Source organism: Caulobacter sp. 10L414, from assembly GCF_056395525.1.
This window is the reverse complement of record NZ_JBFTJR010000029.1, coordinates 42,088-58,883: the sequence shown is the minus strand read 5'-3', so window position 1 is coordinate 58,883 and position 16,796 is coordinate 42,088. Positions and strand designations below refer to the sequence as shown.

The 16,796-nt window shown below is 69.3% G+C and carries 16 protein-coding genes; 12 read left to right on the top strand and 4 right to left on the bottom strand.

Annotated features, from left to right (window positions below):
• Positions 1 to 444: 444 nt before the first annotated feature.
• The 4 genes from AC1DCG_RS13520 (at position 445) to AC1DCG_RS13505 (ending at position 4,699) form a co-directional block, all read left to right on the top strand.
• Positions 445 to 1,605 carry a DegT/DnrJ/EryC1/StrS family aminotransferase gene (locus AC1DCG_RS13520; protein WP_165258768.1) on the top strand — a complete coding sequence of 387 codons (1,161 nt, stop codon included), beginning with the start codon at positions 445 to 447 and terminating at the stop codon, positions 1,603 to 1,605.
• A 67-nt stretch (positions 1,606 to 1,672) separates the two neighbouring features.
• Complete coding sequence (locus AC1DCG_RS13515) at positions 1,673 to 2,440, top strand: hypothetical protein (RefSeq protein ID WP_477029706.1); 768 nt, start codon at positions 1,673 to 1,675, stop codon at positions 2,438 to 2,440.
• Positions 2,440 to 3,321, top strand: coding sequence for a hypothetical protein (locus AC1DCG_RS13510; protein ID WP_477029705.1), 882 nt, complete (start codon positions 2,440 to 2,442; stop codon positions 3,319 to 3,321). Before AC1DCG_RS13515 ends, AC1DCG_RS13510 begins: the two co-directional genes overlap by 1 nt.
• 160 nt (positions 3,322 to 3,481) lie before the next feature.
• Positions 3,482 to 4,699, top strand: coding sequence for a multidrug effflux MFS transporter (locus AC1DCG_RS13505; RefSeq protein ID WP_477029712.1), 1,218 nt, complete (start codon positions 3,482 to 3,484; stop codon positions 4,697 to 4,699).
• Between the two features lie 12 nt (positions 4,700 to 4,711).
• On the opposite strand, the gene AC1DCG_RS13500 is transcribed toward AC1DCG_RS13505, so the two are convergent.
• The gene (locus tag AC1DCG_RS13500; protein ID WP_477029704.1) at positions 4,712 to 6,316 is read right to left on the bottom strand and encodes a cisplatin damage response ATP-dependent DNA ligase; all 1,605 of its coding nucleotides are present in this window, start codon (positions 6,314 to 6,316) and stop codon (positions 4,712 to 4,714) included.
• Between the two features lie 93 nt (positions 6,317 to 6,409).
• On the opposite strand from AC1DCG_RS13500, the gene AC1DCG_RS13495 reads away from it, so the two are divergent.
• The gene (locus tag AC1DCG_RS13495) at positions 6,410 to 6,826 is read left to right on the top strand and encodes a PaaI family thioesterase (RefSeq protein WP_477029703.1); all 417 of its coding nucleotides are present in this window, start codon (positions 6,410 to 6,412) and stop codon (positions 6,824 to 6,826) included.
• 4 nt (positions 6,827 to 6,830) lie between these two features.
• On the opposite strand, the gene AC1DCG_RS13490 is transcribed toward AC1DCG_RS13495, so the two are convergent.
• The gene (locus AC1DCG_RS13490; RefSeq protein WP_477029702.1) at positions 6,831 to 7,865 is read right to left on the bottom strand and encodes a ligase-associated DNA damage response exonuclease; all 1,035 of its coding nucleotides are present in this window, start codon (positions 7,863 to 7,865) and stop codon (positions 6,831 to 6,833) included.
• Positions 7,866 to 7,891: 26 nt separating this feature from the next.
• Between AC1DCG_RS13490 and AC1DCG_RS13485 the strand changes: the two genes are divergently transcribed.
• From AC1DCG_RS13485 to AC1DCG_RS13470, 4 genes are all read left to right on the top strand, one after another.
• Positions 7,892 to 8,407, top strand: a complete 516-nt coding sequence (locus AC1DCG_RS13485) for a PaaI family thioesterase (protein ID WP_477029701.1) — start codon at positions 7,892 to 7,894, stop codon at positions 8,405 to 8,407.
• Complete coding sequence (locus AC1DCG_RS13480; RefSeq protein WP_058347561.1) at positions 8,404 to 8,823, top strand: PaaI family thioesterase; 420 nt, start codon at positions 8,404 to 8,406, stop codon at positions 8,821 to 8,823. The genes AC1DCG_RS13485 and AC1DCG_RS13480 overlap by 4 nt, the downstream gene beginning before the upstream one ends.
• 248 nt (positions 8,824 to 9,071) lie before the next feature.
• Complete coding sequence (locus AC1DCG_RS13475; RefSeq protein ID WP_240903437.1) at positions 9,072 to 9,170, top strand: hypothetical protein; 99 nt, start codon at positions 9,072 to 9,074, stop codon at positions 9,168 to 9,170.
• A gap of 284 nt (positions 9,171 to 9,454) precedes the next feature.
• The gene (locus AC1DCG_RS13470) at positions 9,455 to 11,884 is read left to right on the top strand and encodes a TonB-dependent receptor (protein WP_477029700.1); all 2,430 of its coding nucleotides are present in this window, start codon (positions 9,455 to 9,457) and stop codon (positions 11,882 to 11,884) included.
• Between the two features lie 10 nt (positions 11,885 to 11,894).
• Here AC1DCG_RS13470 and AC1DCG_RS13465 read toward each other — a convergent pair whose 3' ends face one another.
• Complete coding sequence (locus AC1DCG_RS13465; RefSeq protein ID WP_477029699.1) at positions 11,895 to 12,845, bottom strand: histone deacetylase family protein; 951 nt, start codon at positions 12,843 to 12,845, stop codon at positions 11,895 to 11,897.
• A 92-nt stretch (positions 12,846 to 12,937) separates the two neighbouring features.
• Here AC1DCG_RS13465 and AC1DCG_RS13460 point away from each other — a divergent pair, with 92 nt between their 5' ends.
• Entirely contained in the window at positions 12,938 to 13,792 is an 855-nt protein-coding gene (locus tag AC1DCG_RS13460) for an acyl-CoA thioesterase (protein WP_477029698.1), read from the top strand.
• Positions 13,793 to 13,912: 120 nt separating this feature from the next.
• Here AC1DCG_RS13460 and AC1DCG_RS13455 read toward each other — a convergent pair whose 3' ends face one another.
• Complete coding sequence (locus AC1DCG_RS13455; protein ID WP_477029697.1) at positions 13,913 to 15,748, bottom strand: HWE histidine kinase domain-containing protein; 1,836 nt, start codon at positions 15,746 to 15,748, stop codon at positions 13,913 to 13,915.
• Positions 15,749 to 15,979: 231 nt separating this feature from the next.
• Here AC1DCG_RS13455 and AC1DCG_RS13450 point away from each other — a divergent pair, with 231 nt between their 5' ends.
• Together AC1DCG_RS13450 and AC1DCG_RS13445 are read left to right on the top strand one after the other, a co-directional pair.
• On the top strand, positions 15,980 to 16,330 hold the full coding sequence (locus tag AC1DCG_RS13450) for a hypothetical protein (RefSeq protein ID WP_165258757.1): 351 nt from the start codon (positions 15,980 to 15,982) through the stop codon (positions 16,328 to 16,330).
• A gap of 17 nt (positions 16,331 to 16,347) precedes the next feature.
• Positions 16,348 to 16,725 (top strand): hypothetical protein, encoded by a 378-nt coding sequence (locus AC1DCG_RS13445; RefSeq protein ID WP_477029695.1) that lies wholly within the window; start codon positions 16,348 to 16,350, stop codon positions 16,723 to 16,725.
• Positions 16,726 to 16,796: the final 71 nt, after the last annotated feature.

Sequence of the window (16,796 nt, the reverse complement as noted above, 5' to 3'; positions counted from 1 at the left end):
GGGTTGAAACAGCACCCGCGCCTCCGGCCCTCCGGAATAACGACGCGGCGGAGCGGTCGACGAAGCCGAAACGCTAAACAAACACACGGTCCCCGGGCTCCGCCCGGCCGCTCCGCGCCTCCCCGAACTAACGCGCTTTGGCGCGGGAGCACGAGACCCCGTGCCCAACCCTCAAGGAACCTCCCCCCGTGGGGGAGGCGATCGCGCAGCGATCGGTGGGGGGAGTGACTGCGAACTCACCCGCCGTCTCGAAAGCTGAAACCGACCCCCCACCGGCCTTCGGCCGCCTCCCCCAGAGGGGGAGGTTCGCCGATCCAAGACCCTCCCCCTGAAGGGGGAGGTGGCCCGAAGAGCCGGAGGGGGTCTTCCGACAGACAGCGGAGAAACAGTCGGTTACATCAATTGGCTCGAAACCGCCGCCTTTGAACTCTAAGAGCCGCGCCCATGAGCATGCCCTTCATCGACCTCGCCGCGCAGCAGCGCCGGATCCGCGACAAGATCGACGCGGCGATCGCCGCCGTCCTGGACAGCGGCGCCTATGTCATGGGTCCGCAGGTCCGCACGTTCGAGAGCCAGCTGGCCGCCTTCGGCCAGGCCAAGCTCGCCCTGTCCTGCGCCAACGGCACCGACGCCATCGCCCTGCCGCTGATGGCCTGGGGGATCGGCGCGGGCGACGCGGTGTTCTGCCCCTCCTTCACCTTCGCCGCGACGCCCGAAGTCGTGCCGTGGACGGGCGCCACGCCGGTGTTCGTCGACGTGCTGGAGGGCACCTACAACCTCGACCCGGCCAAGCTGGAAGCCGCCATCGCCGGCGTGAAGGCCAAGGGCGAGCTGACCCCCAAGGTCGTCATCGCCGTCGACCTGTTCGGCCAGCCCGCCGACTATCCGGCCATCAAGGCCATCTGCGACCGCGAAGGCCTGAAGCTGATCGCCGACAGCGCCCAGGGCTTCGGCTGCACCCTGGACGGCAAGCATCCGCTGCACTGGGCCGACGTCGCCACCACCAGCTTCTTCCCGGCCAAGCCGCTGGGCTGCTACGGCGACGGCGGCGCGGTGCTGACCAACGACGCCGTGCTCTGGGACCTGATGGACAGCTACCGCGTCCACGGCAAGGCCGTCGGCCCCGACCTGGCCGGCAAGACCTTCGACCACGACCCCAAGTACCTCAACACCCGCATCGGCATGAACTCGCGCCTCGACACCATCCAGGCGGCGATCCTGATCGAGAAGCTGGCGATCTTCGCCGAGGAAATCGAGCTTCGCCAGGCGGTCGCCGACCGCTATGCGCAGGGCCTGGCCGGCGCCGTGCTGGCCACGCCCAAGGTGATCGACGGCGGCGTCTCGGTCTGGGCCCAGTACGTCATCGAGCACGAGAACCGCGACGGCCTGGCCGCCCACCTCAAGGCCAAGGGCGTGCCGACCGCCGTCTACTATCCGGTGCCCATGCACGTGCAGGCGCCGTACGCGGCCTTCCCCCGCGGCGAAGGCGGCCTGCCGGTCACCGAGGCCAAGGCCGAGACGGTGCTCGCCCTGCCGATGCACCCCTACCTGGCGGCCGACGACCAGGCGGTGATCATCGACGCCATCCGGGGCTTCAACGGCTGAGCTTCGCCTCATTGAAGCCTCAACTTCTGGCATTGTGCGCCGCGCCAGTCCCTGCCAGAAGGCCCGCATGCACGATCCGGTCACCAGCTTCGTCGTTTCGGTCTTCAGCGCGCCCAGCGCGGCCCTGATCATGGCGGGCGCCATCTTGGCGCTGGCCGTCGGACTGATCTTCCACTCGGGCCATTTCGAGTTCGGGCCGCTGAAAGACGACCTTCAGCGGCGCGCCGACCTGCTGACCGAACTGCGCGGCTCCGACCCGCAGCAGGCCTTCGCCGAGGCCTTCCCGACTCTCGACAAGCGCCTTGGCGGCGCGGCCTATCCCACCCTGGAGTTGGGCTGGGCCACCTATCGCGGCCAGCTGGCCGAGACCGCCGACGGACGGCTGGCCTCGTCGATCCACGCCGCCGACGCCTTCGAGCATGCCGACGGCCCGGCCCGCACCCTGGAATGGTGGGCCAACCTGCTGGTCGCCATCGGCCTGGTCATCACCTTCATGGGCATCGTCGCGGCCCTGACCGAGGCGGTCGACGCCATGCAGCGCCAGGGCGGCGCGGGCATGCAGACCGCGCTGATGGGCCTGCTGGCCGTGGCCGCCACCAAGTTCTGGACCTCGATCGCCGGCGTGCTGGGCTCGATCGTCCTGCGCCTCGTCGCGCGCCGCCGCCGCAAGGCGATCGAAGCCTACGAGGCCCATTTCTTCGCCCTGCTCGACGGCTGCGTGCGTTTCGCCCCGCCTGAAAAGGTGATGCTGGAGCAGCTGGCGGTGCTGGCGCGCATCGAAGCGGCCCTGGCGAGCGCCCCCAAGGTCCAGCCCGCCGCGCCGGGCCTGGCCTGATGGCCCTGGCCCGCGCCCGCCGGCGCCGCACGCCCGACCTCGAGGAAGGCGAAAGCTACTACGTCTCGATGACCGACATGATGGTGGGGGTGATCTTCATCTTCATCATCATGCTGAGCTACTTCGCGCTGCAGTTCCGGCAGTCGACCAAGGCGCTGACCGAGGCCAAGCACCCCGAGACCGCCGCGCTGCTGCAGACCGCCACGGCCCTGACCCCGCGCGACGTCACCGTCGAGGTCGACGAGAAGGCCCGGGTGCTGTGCGTGCCCGAAACCGTGATCGGCGGGACCGGAAGCGATCGCCGCTGCTTCTCCTATGCGCCGCCGACCAAGGCCTCGGGCCTGGCGATCGCCGCCAGCGACGCCCAGAAGACCCTGATGGGCTTCCTGGACGCCGACCTGCGCGACGCCGGCGCCCCGCTGGCGGGCGACACCTCGGGCGGCGCCCTGTCGTTCTCGGCCGACGTCCTGTTCGAGCCGGGCACGTCGACCCTGTCGGCCGGCGGCCGCAAGATCGCCGGCGACGTCGCCGCCTCGCTGGCCAAGCGCCTGCCCTGCCTGTCGTACGGCGGCTCGACCTCGACCACCTGCCCGGAGGGCGAGGCCAGGCTGGCCCTGGTCAACGTGGTCAGCCAGACCAATCTCGACGCCTTCACCGCCGAGGGCCAGAAGGCCGCCGCCCTGGCCCTGGCCCGCTCGGCCGCCTTCCACCAGGCCCTGACCGGGGCCCAGCCGGTGCTCGGCGCCCTGCGCAACGCCCCGATCGGACAGCCGGGCTCGCAGCCCCTGCTGCGCGTGGCCAGCGTCGGCCAGTCGCAGGAAGGCGCCTCGCAGGTCGGCGAGGGCCAGACGGTGAGCATCCAGTTCCAGATGGCCCAGTAAGCGGGCCCGCGCGGTTGGCGCGCGGGTCCCATCGGCCTATATGCCGCGCGTAGCGTTTCGCGCCGGCCGGCGCCTCGCGCGTCCACGGCCGAAGAAGGAACGCGTCATGCCCCGGGACACCCAGCAGACCACGTCGCCGCAGACCTCGCCCCATCCGGGCATGGGCTTTGCTCAGTTCGTGGCCCTGATCGCGGCGATGATGGCCACCAACGCCCTGGCCATCGACTCCATGCTGCCGGCCCTGCCGCAGATCAGCGCCAGCCTCGGCCTCACCGCCGACAACCAGCGCCAATGGGTGATCACCGCCTATCTGCTGGGCTTCGGCGCGGCCCAGATCGCCTACGGCTCGCTGGCCGACCGCTATGGCCGCAAGCCGGTGCTGCTGGCGGGCCTGGCCCTCTACGTGCTGTTCAGCCTGGCCTGCGCCCTGACCGCCTCGTTCGAGATGCTGCTGGTCGCCCGCGCCCTGACCGGGGTCGGCGCCGCCGCCACCCGGGTGCTGTCGGTCTCGATCGTCCGCGACTGCTATTCGGGCCGGCGCATGGCCCAGGTGATGTCGCTGTCGTTCATCGTCTTCCTGGCCGTGCCCATCGTCGCCCCGTCGATCGGCCAGGCCATCGTGCTGGTCGCCCCGTGGCGCTGGATCTTCGGCGTCATGGCCGTGTTCGGCGCGGCCGTGATCGCCTGGACGGCGCTGAAGCTGCCCGAGACTCTGCATCCGGAAGACCGCACGCCGATCTCGCCCGGGGCCATCCTGGGCGCGTTCCGCACCGCCCTCACCGACCGCGTCGCCATGGGCTACACCATCGCCGCCACCCTGGTGCTGGCGGGCCTGTTCGGCTTCATCAACTCGGCCCAGCAGGTCTTCGTCGACGCCCTGGGCGCGGGCGAATGGTTCACGATCATCTTCGCCGGGATCGCCGGCGGCATCGCCCTGGCCTCGCTGGTCAACGCCCGCATCGTCGAGCGCCTGGGCATGCGCAAGGTCTCGCATGCGGCGCTGCTGGGCTTCATCGCCTTCGCCGGCGTGCATGCGATCGTCGCCCACACCCAGCACGAGACGGTGTGGACCTTCGCCCTGCTGCAGGGCGGCATGATGTTCTGCTTTGGCCTGGTCATGTCGAACTTCGGGGCCATCGCCATGGAGCCGCTGGGCCACATCGCCGGCGCGGCGGCCTCGCTGCAGGGCTTCATCACCACCATCGGCGGCGCCCTGGGCGGCTTCCTGATCGGGCAGCTGTTCGACGGCACCGTCGGCCCGCTGACCCTGGGCTTCTTCGGCTTCGGCCTGGCCGGCCTGATCGCCGTGCTGGTCACCGAGAAGGGCAAGCTCTTCCAGACCGGCCACGGCGGCGGCGCGCCGGACATGGCCCACTGACCTTCTGAGCCGCTAGTCCAGCATCCGCTCCAGGGTCGACAGCTCGTCGGCCTCGCGGGCGGGCTTGTCCCAGCGGATGCGGTTGATGCGCGGAAAGCGCATGGCCACGCCCGACTTGTGCCGGGTGGAGCGCTGCAGGCCCTCGAACGCCACCTCGAAGACGAGGCCGAACTCCAGGTCAGCCCGCACCGACCGCACCGGCCCGAACCGCTCGACGGTGTGGTCGCGGACGAACTTGTCGATCTGCTTCAACTCCTCGTCGGTGAAGCCGAAATAGGCCTTGCCGACGGGGGTCAGCCTGCGCTCGCCGGTCTCGTCCTCGCGCCAGACGCCGAACGTGTAGTCCGAATAGAAGCTCGACCGCTTGCCGTGCCCGCGCTGGGCGTACATCAGCACCGCGTCGACCAGATGCGGATCGCGCTTCCACTTGAACCACGGCCCCTTGGGGCGGCCGGGCTCGTAGGCGCTGTCCCGGCGCTTGAGCATCAGGCCCTCGGCGACGGCCGGATCGCCCGCCGGCGGCGCGGCGCGCAGGGCGGCCAGCGCTTCCCAGGACGCGAACGGCTGCAGGGGCGACAGGTCGATGCGCGTCGTCGACAGCCGCCCGACGAAGGCCTCCAGCCGCTCGCGACGCGCGGCGAAGGGCAGGCTCCGGAGATCCTCCAGCCCGTCGAGCAGCAGGTCGTAGGCCCGGATCCCCGCCGGATGGGCGGCCATCAGCTTGCCGTCCACCGTCTTGCGGTTCAGCCGCTGCTGCAGGTCGCCGAAGGTGGCGATCGCCCCGTCCCTCATCACCAGCAGCTCGCCGTCCAGAGCGCCCTCGAAGTCCAGCGCTTCGAGCACGTCGGGAAAGGTCGCCGAGATGTCGTCGCCGGTGCGCGTGTAGAGCCGCCGCTCGCCGCGCTCGCTGACGGCCTGGACGCGGATGCCGTCCCATTTCCATTCGGCGGCGTAGTCGGCGGGATCGAGCTTTTCGAAGTCCACGGCCTCGTCGATGGCCTGGGCCAGCATCACCGGCCGGAAACGGCCGGGCGCGTCGGGCGAGGGTCGGTCCGACCGCCCCTCCAGCCAGGCGAAGAGATCGCCGTAGGGCGGCTCGATCGCGTGCCAGACCTCCTCGATCTCGCCGATCGGCACGCCGCCCAGGTTGGCGCAGGCCTGCTTGGCCAGGCGCGAGGAGACGCCGACCCGCAAGCCCCCGGTCATCAGCTTGAGCAACGCCCAGCGGCCGTCGGCGTCCAGCGCGTCGAGCCAGCCTTCGATCAGCGCCTGCGCCTGGGCGCGGGAGGTCGCCTTCAGCGCCTCGACCACCTCCGAAAGCTCCGGCTCGCGATTGGCGCCGGGCCGCGCGGGCCAGACCAGGGCGACGGTTTCGGCCAGGTCGCCGACATAGTCGTAGGACCAGGCGAAGAGTTGCGCGTCCATCCGCGCCTCGACCGCCTTCCTGATGAAGGCCGGCTTGGCCGCGTCGAACGACAGGGCGCCGGTCAGGGCCGCCAGGGCGTAGCCGCGGTCGGGATCCGGGGTCCTGCGCAGGAAATCCTCGATCAGGGTCAGCTTGGCGTTGCGCGAAGCCGTCAGCGACAGGCGATCGAGAAGATGGGCGAAGGCGCGCATGGCTAGAGAATGTCGCGCGGGGGCGCAGGTTCAAGCGGCGAGGCTTGCCCAGGCCTCAAACGCTTGTTTAAATCGTGCCCAGGGAGACGACCGATGACCTTCCAGCCGCCCGAGCCCTTCGCGCCCCACACCCGCACGAGCCCGCTGACCGCGCCCTGGGAGCCGATCTACGCCGACGTGCGCGAGGACCGCTGGGTGCTGGGGCTGGAGGCGCGCGAGGCGCACGCCAACTCGCGCGGCGGACCGCACGGCGGCCTGATCGCCGCCCTGGCCGACAACGCCATGGGCCTGTCCTGCGGGGTGCGGATGCGGCGCGAGGGCCTGGCCTTCAACGGCTTCGTCACCGTCTCGCTGGGCGTCGACTACCTGGCCGCGCCGAGCCTTGGCCAATGGCTGGAGTTCGACACCGACTTCATCAAGCCAGGCAAGAGCCTGTGCTACGCCGAGGCCACCGTCCGCGCCGACGGCAAGCCGGTGGCGAGGGCCAGGGGAACGTTCAAGGTCGTCTGAGCGGCTACTCGCCGTCGTCCTCGTCGTAGCCGACCAGGCGCAGGGCGCGGGCGGGGATGCCCTCCAGTTCGCACCACCGTTCCAGCGCCTCCTCGCGGCCGTGGGTGATCCACACCTCGCCCGGGCGCAGCTCCGACAGCGTGTCGGTCAGTTCGTCCCAGTCGGCGTGATCGGATATGATCAGCGGCAGCTCGACGCCGCGCTGGCGGGCTCTGGCCCGCACCCGCATCCAGCCGCTGGCGAAGCAGTCGACGGGATCGGGAAAGCGGCGGCTCCAGCGGTCGGCCAGGGCCGAGGGCGGGGCCACGATGATCGACCCGGCGAAATCGCCGGCCTTGCCGCGCTCGGTCGTCGCCGGCGCCAGCGGACCAAGGTCGACGCCGTGGGCCTCATAGAGCCGGTTCAGCCGCTCCATGGCGCCGTGCACGTGGATCGTCCTGTCCCAGCCGGCTTCGCGCAGCAGCTTGATCACCCGCTGGGCCTTGCCCAGGGCGTAGGCCCCGACGATGTGGGCGCGCTCGGGAAACTGCTCGACCGACTTCAGCAAGGCGGCGATCTCGCCCGCGTCGTCGGGATGGCGGAACACCGGCAGGCCGAAGGTCGCCTCGGTGACGAACACGTCGCACGGCACGGGCTCGAACCGCGCGCAGGTGGGATCGCGACGGCGCTTGTAGTCACCGGAGACGACGATGGTCATCCCCTTCCAGCGCACCACCGCCTGGGCCGAACCCAGCACGTGGCCGGCCGGGACCAGCGAGACCTCGACGTCATTGATCGTGACGCTCTCGCCATAGGCCAGCGGCTGACGACCGACGACGGCGAAGTCCTCGCCGTAGCGCTCGGCCATGATCGCCAGCGTCTCGGGTGTGGCCAGCACGGTGTTGTGCCCCGCGCGGGCATGGTCGGAATGGCCGTGGGTGATCACCGCCCGGTCCACGGGACCGACCGGGTCGATGTAGAAGTCGCCGGGCGGGCAATAAAGACCGCCGGGCTTCGGACAGAGAAGATCCTGGGGCTTGATCACGGCTGGATAAGACAACGCACGATCCTGTAAGCCTATCCCTCATGAGCGAAACGGACATCGGCGAGCAGCACCGCCTCATCGCCAAGGCGATGAACGAGGGCAGCCCACAGGCCAAGGCCCTGGGCTTTTCCACCCTGGAGATCGGCGGCGGCGTCGCCATCCTGAAGGTTCCCTACCGCACCGAACTGGTCGGCGATCCGGAGACGGGGGTGATCGCCGGCGGCGTCGTCACCACCCTGCTCGACCACGCCAGCGGCCAGGCGGTGCACGCCGCCATGAGCCATTGGACCTCGATCGCCACGCTCGACCTGCGCATCGACTACATGCGGCCGGCCGAGCCGGGGAAGGACATCCTGGCCCGCGCCCACTGCTACAAGCTGACCCGCTCGGTCGCCTTCGTGCGGGCCGTGGCCTACGAGACCGATCCCGAAGACCCGATCGCCGCCGCCCAAGCCGCCTTCATGCTGGATTCCAGCGCCGGCAAGAAGGCCGGCGCCAACCTCAAGCCGCCAGGCTCCAGCAAGCCGGATACGAGCAACAAGGAGGGCGGCCAATGAGCGAAGCTCAAGATCGACTGGTCGCCGTGCTCGGCGCCATTCCCTACGCCCGCTTCATCGGCATGAAGGCCGAGCTGGCCGGCGACGAGATGACCGCCATCCTGCCGTTCTCGCCCGAGATCGTCGGCAACCCGATGCTGCCGGCCATCCACGGCGGCGTGCTGGGCGCCTTCATGGAGATGACGGCCCTGGCCCAGCTGTCGATCGCCGAGACGCTGAAGCGCCAGCCGCGCACCATCGACGTCTCGATCGAGTACCTGCGCTCGGGCCGGCCGCTGACCACCTATGCCCGCGCCCAGATCAAGAAGGTGGGCCGGCGGATCGCCAACGTCCACGTCGAGGCCTGGCAGGAACAGCGCGCGGCGCCGATCGCGGCCCTGCGCGGCCACTTCCTGCTGACCGGGGCCGAGGACTGATCCTCCCCCGGTTGCGGCGGCGAGGCGCAAGACGGCGCCACGCCGCCGAAGCCTAAGATGGAATAATTTCTCGCGAAACTTTCCTTCAGCGCTCACATTAATCCAATGTAATGCGCATTACAGGCGAGATAGTTTCTTAAAATGGCGTCATGACGCAAAGGTAACGGGTGTTCGTCCCTCGCCCGACCTATACCTCTTTTCACCGGACGCGGACGTCGCGCCGGGCAAACAACTCAGGGACTAGACCAATGACCTTCTCGAACAACGCTTTCGCTTCGCTCGCCAGCCTGGTGCTCGCCGTCCTTCCTCTCGTCGTCGTCGCCGGTTTCATCTCGCCGAGCCTGTAAGTGATCGCCGCGTAGCTCCGCCGACCCGATCTCGGCGGAGCATGGCGCCTGACAAAATCAGTCACCCAAGAATAGATCGGAAAGAATTCGAAACTTACTTGTTTCCATAAATATCAGAACGTTGCTTTTGCAGCGAACTTGCAGCGATATCGTCGATTTCCGACCCCATAATCGCTCCAATATCGTCATCAAACATAGAATTTCGATCTCTAGAAATCCCGCTTCCGCAGCATTTTACTTCGCATATCGGCGGAGTTGTTGCGAGCAAGGGGATAATCTTAGAGATGAACAGAACCAAGCTGGCCTGCCTGGCCACGACGGCGCTGTTCGGCGGCCTGCTTTCGGCCACCGGCGCCTTCGCCCAATCGACCGCCACCACCGAACTCGACACCGTCGTCGTCACCGCCGCCTCGGGCCCCAAGACGATGGACGGGACCATGGTCGCCGAGACGGCGCCGAAGGGTAAGTACACCGTCACCAACGAGTTCCTGAACCGTCAGGCCGACGGCCAGACCGTACTGCAGTCGCTGAACCTGGTGCCGGGCCTGGTGTTCACCAACAGCGATCCCTACGGCTCTTCGGGCGGCAGCATCCGCCTGCACGGCCAGGACGGCGCCCACATCGGCTTCCTGGTCGACGGCGTGCCGCTGAACGACGGCGGCAACTACGCGATCTATTCCAACCAGCAGGTCGACGCCGAGTTGATCCAGCAGGCCAACGTCAACACCGGTTCGACCGACGCCGACTCCGTCACCGCCTCGTCGACCGCCGGCGTGATCAACTACACCACCCTGCGCGCCACCAAGGACTTCGGCGTCGTCACCAAGGCCGGCGTCGGCACCGACAACTTCCGCCGCGCCTTCGCCCTGCTGCAGACCGGCGAGTTCGGTCCGCTGGGCACGCGCGCCTGGATCGCCGGCAGCTGGCAGAAGTACGACAAGTTCAAGGGCCCGGGCACGCTTGAGAAGAAGCAGGTCAACGCCCGCATCGAGCAGGACCTGGCCAAGCCCGGCGACTTCCTGGCGCTGAACTTCAACTACAACGAAAACCGCAACAACAGCTACTACGCGCCCTACCTGACCAACGCCGACGCCTCGGTGGCCGGCGACGTGGAGACCTATGGCGAGGACTACGACTTCAGCACCACGCCGGGCACTTCGAACTACTACGGCCTGCGCCTGAACCCGTCGAACACCGGCACCATCCGCGGCCAGTCGCGCTTCACCCTGCTACCGAACCTGAAGCTGACGGTCGACCCGTCGTTCAACTACACCATGGCCAACGGCGGCGGCTCGACCAGCCTGTCGGAAACCTCGATCCAGCTGAAGAACAGCGCCGGCGTGGGCGTCGACCTCAACGGCGACGGCGACACCGGCGACACGGTGCTGGTCTACTCGCCCAGCAACACCAACAGCCGCCGCTGGGGCCTGAACACCTCGCTGATCTGGGACGTGGCCGACCACCACCGCGTGCGCTTCGCCTATGCCTGGGACGAGGCCCAAACCCGCCAGACCGGCGAGTACAGCGTGCTGAACAGCAACGGCGACCCGACCGACGTGTTCAGCGGCAAGGACGGCTACGGCGTGGCCGTCAAGACCGCCGCGGGCGACATCGCCCAGAAGCGCAACCGCAGCTCGGTGGCCACCTTCAACCAGTTCAGCGTCGAGTATCGCGGCGAATTCCTGGACGAGAAGCTGATCGCCAACATCGGCGTGCGCCTGCCCACGCTCGATCGCGAACTGAACCAGTACTGCTACTCGCGCGCCGGCTCGACCACCTACTACTGCTCGTCGATGACCCCGACGGCGACGGCCGCCAAGGCCGACGGCGCGGTGGCCTCGGTGGTCACCGTCAACGGCGCGACCTACTTCTCGCCGTTCTCGGCCAAGAAGAGCTATGACGACGTGCTGCCGAACGTGGGCCTGTCGTACCGCTTCGGCGAGAACCACTCGGTCTACGGCAGCTATTCGGAGCAGATGTCGGCCCCCAAGGTCGACAACCTCTACACCCTGACCAGCACCGGGGCCCTCGGCAACGTCGAGCCCGAAACCGGCCAGACGGTGGAAGTCGGCTACCGCTTCCGCACGCCGACGGTCATGGCCTCGGCCAGCGTCTACCACACCAACATCCAGAACCGGATCGTCACGACGGTCGACCAGAACGACGGCACCTACATCGACCGCAACGTCGGCGACGTCGAGATCCAGGGCTTCGACGCCCAGGCCCAATGGCGCCTGGACGACAGCCTGACGATCTACGGCTCGATGGCCTACACCGACGCCAAGCTGCAGGACGACCTGGCCGTCAGCTACAGCTCGACCACGGGCCTGGCCACCTATGCCGACACCGCCGGCAAGCAGGTGGTGGAGACCCCGAAGTGGACCTTCGCCGGCCGCCTGACCTACGACATCGGCAAGTTCCAGATCGGCGTGCAGGGCAAGTTCATCGGCGAGCGGTACATGACCGACGTCAACGACCAGAAGCTGCCGCACTACACCGTTTGGGACGCCGACGTCCGCTACGACCTGGGCGGCGACGGCTGGAAGAAGTCGTACCTCCAGCTCAACGTCACCAACATCTTCGACAAGTTCTACTACGGCAACCTGTCGGGAACCCAGACCAGCGCCACCCCGGGCTCGCCCGGCTATGGCCGCACCTACGCCTATGTGGGCGCCCCGCGCGCGGCGGTGCTCAGCCTGCGGACGGCCTTCTAACGGTCGCGTCTCAGATAGCTTGAGGAAGGGGCGGCTCGACGACGGGCCGCCCCTTTTTCGTGGGCGCGAGGGCGGCCGCGGTGCGGTGCAGGATCGCGTGACGGTCGGCCAGGCGATCGATGTCGGGGTCGTAGCCGCCGCCGATAACGCCCACGACCGGGATCTCTCGCGCCAGGCAGGCGCCCAGCACCCGCGCCTCGCGGGCGGCGATGCCGGCGTTGGTCAGGCAAAGCCGCCCCAGCTTGTCGTCCGCATGCGGATCGACGCCGGCGTTGAAGAACACGATGTCGGGATCCACCCGCGCGATCAGGTCCGGCAGGACCGCATCGAGACGGGCCAGATAGGCGCCGTCGTCGGTACCGTCCTCCAGTTCGACATCGAGGTCGGAGGCGGCCTTGCGGTGCGGGAAGTTCTTCGCAGCGTGCATCGAGAAGGTGAAAACGCTGGGATCACCCTCGAAGATCCGCGCCGTGCCGTCGCCCTGGTGGACGTCGAGATCGACGACCAGCACCTGCGAGACCCGCCCCTCGGCCAGCAGCAGCCGGGCGGCGACCGCCACGTCGTTGAACACGCAGAAGCCCGCCCCCGAACCGACCTCGGCGTGATGGCTGCCGCCGGCGGTGTTGCAGGCCACGCCGTGCTCCAGCGCCAGGCGGGCGGCCAGGATCGTGCCGCCGGTGGCCGCGCGGGCCCGCGTCGCGACGCTGTCGCTGTTGGGCATGCCGATGCGGCGCACCACCTCGGGCGGCAGCGAAAGCTCCACGACGCCGCGCACGTAATCGTCGGTGTGGGCCAGGCGCAGGACGTCCAGGGCTGCGAACTCCGGCCTGTGGAAGCCCTCCGGCCCTGGCAATCCCTCGACCTCCAGCAGGCTGGCCAGGCGCGAGAACTTGTCCATCGGGAAGCGGTGCCCGGCCGGCATCTCGGCTCGGAAGGCAGGGTGATGGACGATCGGCGGCATGGCCAAAGCATGGGCGCCGCGACCATGCGGCGCAAGGCTGACGTTATGGTCAGCCTTGCTCTGGCCGTCCGTGAAGCTTATCGCAGCGCACCATGCAGACGCCCGAGAACCTCGCCGAGATCCTGACCCTCGAACCGATCGAGGTGAACCTGTTCCGGGGCATCAGCCCCAACGACGGCTTTCCGCGCATCTTCGGCGGACTGGTCATCGCCCAGGCCCTGACCGCGGCCTACCAGACCGTGCCCGACCGGATCTGCCACTCGCTGCACGCCTATTTCATCCGCCCCGGCGACGTGAACGCCCCGGTGCTCTACGAGGTCGAGCGCGCCCGCGACGGCGGCACCTTCACCACCCGCCGGGTGGCCGCCATCCAGCACGGCGAGCAGATCTTCAACCTGGCCGCCTCGTTCCAGACGCCGGAAGTGGGCCTGGAGCACCAGTTCGAGGCGCCGAACGTCCCCGCGCCCGAAACCCTGCCGACCGAGGCCGAGTACCTGCGCAGCCTGGGCGACCAGATCCATCCCAAGATGCTGGCCTTCATGGAGCGCCCGCGCCCCGTCGACCTGCGCTGGATCGATCCGCAGAACCCGGTCGCCCCGGAAAAGAAGTCGGGCGAGAAGCAGGTGTGGATGCGGGCCGTCGCCCCGCTGGGCGAGGACATCCGCATGCAGCAGGCGGCCCTGGCCTATGCGTCCGACATGGCCTTCATGGAAAGCGCCCTGCGTCCGCACGGCCTGATCTGGACGACGCCGGGCCTGCAGGCCGCCAGTCTCGACCACGCCATGTGGTTCCACCACCCCTTCGACTTCAACGACTGGACCCTGTTTTCGCAGGACAGCCCCAGCGCCTCGCAGGGCCGGGGCCTCGTGCGTGGCCAGATGTTCAGCCGCGACGGCAAGCTGGTGGCCTCGGTCGCGCAGGAATGCCTGATGCGGATCCGGAAGTAGGCGCATCGCGCCTACCCTCTCAGTCGCTTCGCGACAGCTCCCCCAGAGGGGGAGCATCTTGGAGTCGGCGCTTTTAGGTCCTCCCCCTCTGGGGGAGGTGGCCCGTAGGGCTGGAGGGGGTCACCCCCGCCCCGTCACCGAGGCCAGCGCCTTGGCGATCTGGTGCACATTGTACGGCTTGCGCACGATCGGGGCGTCGAAGCCCATGGGGGCGGCCTTGTCGGCATAGCCGGTGGCGAAGACGAACGGCCGGCCTTCCTTGCGCAGCACTTCKGCGACGGGCGCCACCGACTGGCCGTTGAGGTCGGCGTCGAGCACGGCCGCGTCGAAGGTCTGCTCCAGCATCGACAGGGCCTCGCCCAGCTCGGCCGCGCAGCCGACCACCTCGACGCCGCTGTCCTCCAGGCCCGCCTCCAGTTCCATGGCCAGCAGCAGCGAGTCCTCGACGATCAGCACCTTGAGGCCGGCGATGGCCCCGGCGCGGAAGTTGTCGTCGCCGCCGCCGATGGTCTCGACGATGCGCTCGGGCTCGGCCGGCGCCGGTTCGGGCTCGGGAGCGTCGGCCAGGGCCGAGGCGGCCGCATGGATCATCGCCGTGACGCCGCTGCGCCGATAGTCGATCTTGGCCTCGCCGCCGAGCTCGCGCCCGACCACGTCCTCGACCAGCGTCGCGCCGAAGCCGCGCGTGGTCGGCTCGCTGGTCAGCGGACCGCCGGTCTCCAGCCATTCCAGGCTGAAGCCGCCGTCGGGCGAGCGGCGCCAGACGATCTCGACCCGGCCGGTCTCGGTCGACAGCGAGCCGTACTTCACCGCATTGACCGCCAGTTCGTGCAGGGCCAGCGACAGGGCGGCCGCCGCGCGCGGGGTCAGGAACAGCTCCGGCCCGTCCCAGCGGGTCTGGTTGGGGGCCAGGCCGCCCAGCTCGGCGGCGGCGATCCGGCCCAGGGTCGCGCCCCGCCAGCGCGCCGCGCTGATCAGGTCGTGGGCCGAGCTCATCGACTTCAGCCGCGCGGCGAAGGTCTTGAGGAAGGCGTCCAGCGACGAGCTCTTGCGCGCCGACTGGGCGGCGACCGACTGCACCACCGCCAGGATGTTCTTGATGCGGTGGTCGAGCTCGGCCACCAGGTTGTCGCGCCGCTCGTCGGCCTCGCGCTGGTCGGTGATGTCCTGCACCACGCCCATCAGCAGGTCGGGCCGGCCCTCGTCGTCCAGCACCATGACCCCGCAGCCGCGGCTCCACTGCTCGTGGCCGTCAACGCCCTGGGCCCGGCGATACTCGACCTCGTAGCGGCCGGTGTCGCGCAGCTGGGCCCGCAGGTCCTCGCGCGTGATCTCGCGGTCTTCGGGATGGATATAGGGCCAGACGGCCTTGCCCTCTTCGGCCGGAACCTCGCCAGCGGGAATGCCGCTGATCCGGGCCATGCGCTCGCTGATCCGCAGGCGGTCGGTCTTGACGTTCCACTCGAACTCGCCGAGCCGCGCCGCGCTCAGGGCCAGGGCCAGGCGTTCGGCGTCCAGCAGCCGCTCGGCCGCCGCGCGGGCCTGATCGGCGCCGCGGATCAGCTCCTCGATAGCGAGATCCGCCAGTTCGCCCAGCATTTCCAGGAGGCCCGGCGCGACCCCGGCGCGCGGCCGGTCGTCCTCGACCGCCAGCACGCCGACCACCAGGCCGCGCGGATCGCGCAGGGGCGCGCAGGCGAAGAAGGCCGTCCCGGCGAGGTCGGCATGCTGCGCCGAACGGCTGCACCGCAGCACCAGATCGGCCAGCGGCGTGTCTCGGGAGACGGTATCGGAGGCATGCCCGATGCGGCCGACCAAGCGGATGCGTTCGGGCTCGATCAGCATCAGGGCGGCGCGAGGCGCGTCGAACAGGCGCGCGGCCAGCCGCGTCAGGCGAGACAGGCGCGGGTCGTCGGCGTCCTTCCACGCTCCGGCCAGAGCCGTCGCCGCCCGCAATCTGCGGGCCTCCTGGTCCGATGCCCGTTCTGCATCCGCGTCCGCCATGATTCGAACATAGACCGGCTTCTCGCGTGGCGCGAGCGGGGATCGGATGCTCCAGCGCGATCTCCTGTGGTGAAGCTTTTCCGGTCGCGCTAAGGTGGGAACTGGCCGTGCGGGCTCCGCGTTGACGGGGCGCAGCTTCAGCTGCACTTCCCGTAAAGCCCCGCCGCGAACCGGAGACGAGACATGCCCGCGAACGCCTTGAACACCGCTCAGAAGGAAGCCGACAAGGCGACGGCCGCCGCTGGCGCGGCCGCCGAGCACGCCGAGCGCTCCTTCGCCGAGGCCGCCAGCGCCGCCAAGGCCAGCTTCGCCGACGCCGCCAAGCGCCTGGAAAAGAACCTGGTCGACAGCTTCGACACCCTGCGCGCCCAGAGCCGCACCTACACCGACACCGCCGGCCAGCAGCTGGAAGACGCCCAGAAGTACGTCTCCGAGCGCGTCCGCGAGCGTCCGATCACCGCCACCCTGGCCGGCCTCGGCGTCGGCGTCCTCCTGGGCCTCCTGCTCGCCGGCAGCCGCAGCCACAACAAGTGATCTTCGAAAAGACCCTGATGACGCTGGCAGCGGCCGCGGCGATCGCCGCGGCCGCTGCCGTGAGCGTGTTCGCCGCCGCCTTCGCGCTGTACGCGGTGCTGGCCCCGGTCCTGACCTCGGCCGGAGCGGCCGCGGTGGTGGCCGCCGTGGCCGCCTTCGTCGTCGCGGTGGCCGGGCTGATCGCCGCCAACCGGGCCGAGGCCGGCCGCGTGCGCCACGCGCCGCCGCCCGAGGTGAACGGCTTCGCCGAGCGCATCGTCGACATCGTCAAGGATCGCCCGATCCTGTCGATCGGCGCGGCCCTGGCCGCCGGCGTCTTCGCGCTCAAGAACCCGACCTTTACGGCGGCCGTCGCCCAGGCCTTCATGGCTTCGAGGACCCCGCCCAAGCGCTGAAATTTTTTCGGCGCGAATGTCTAGCTTTCAACCGCCCCCGGCCCATCTTCCGGGGGCGTTTCGCCATGGAG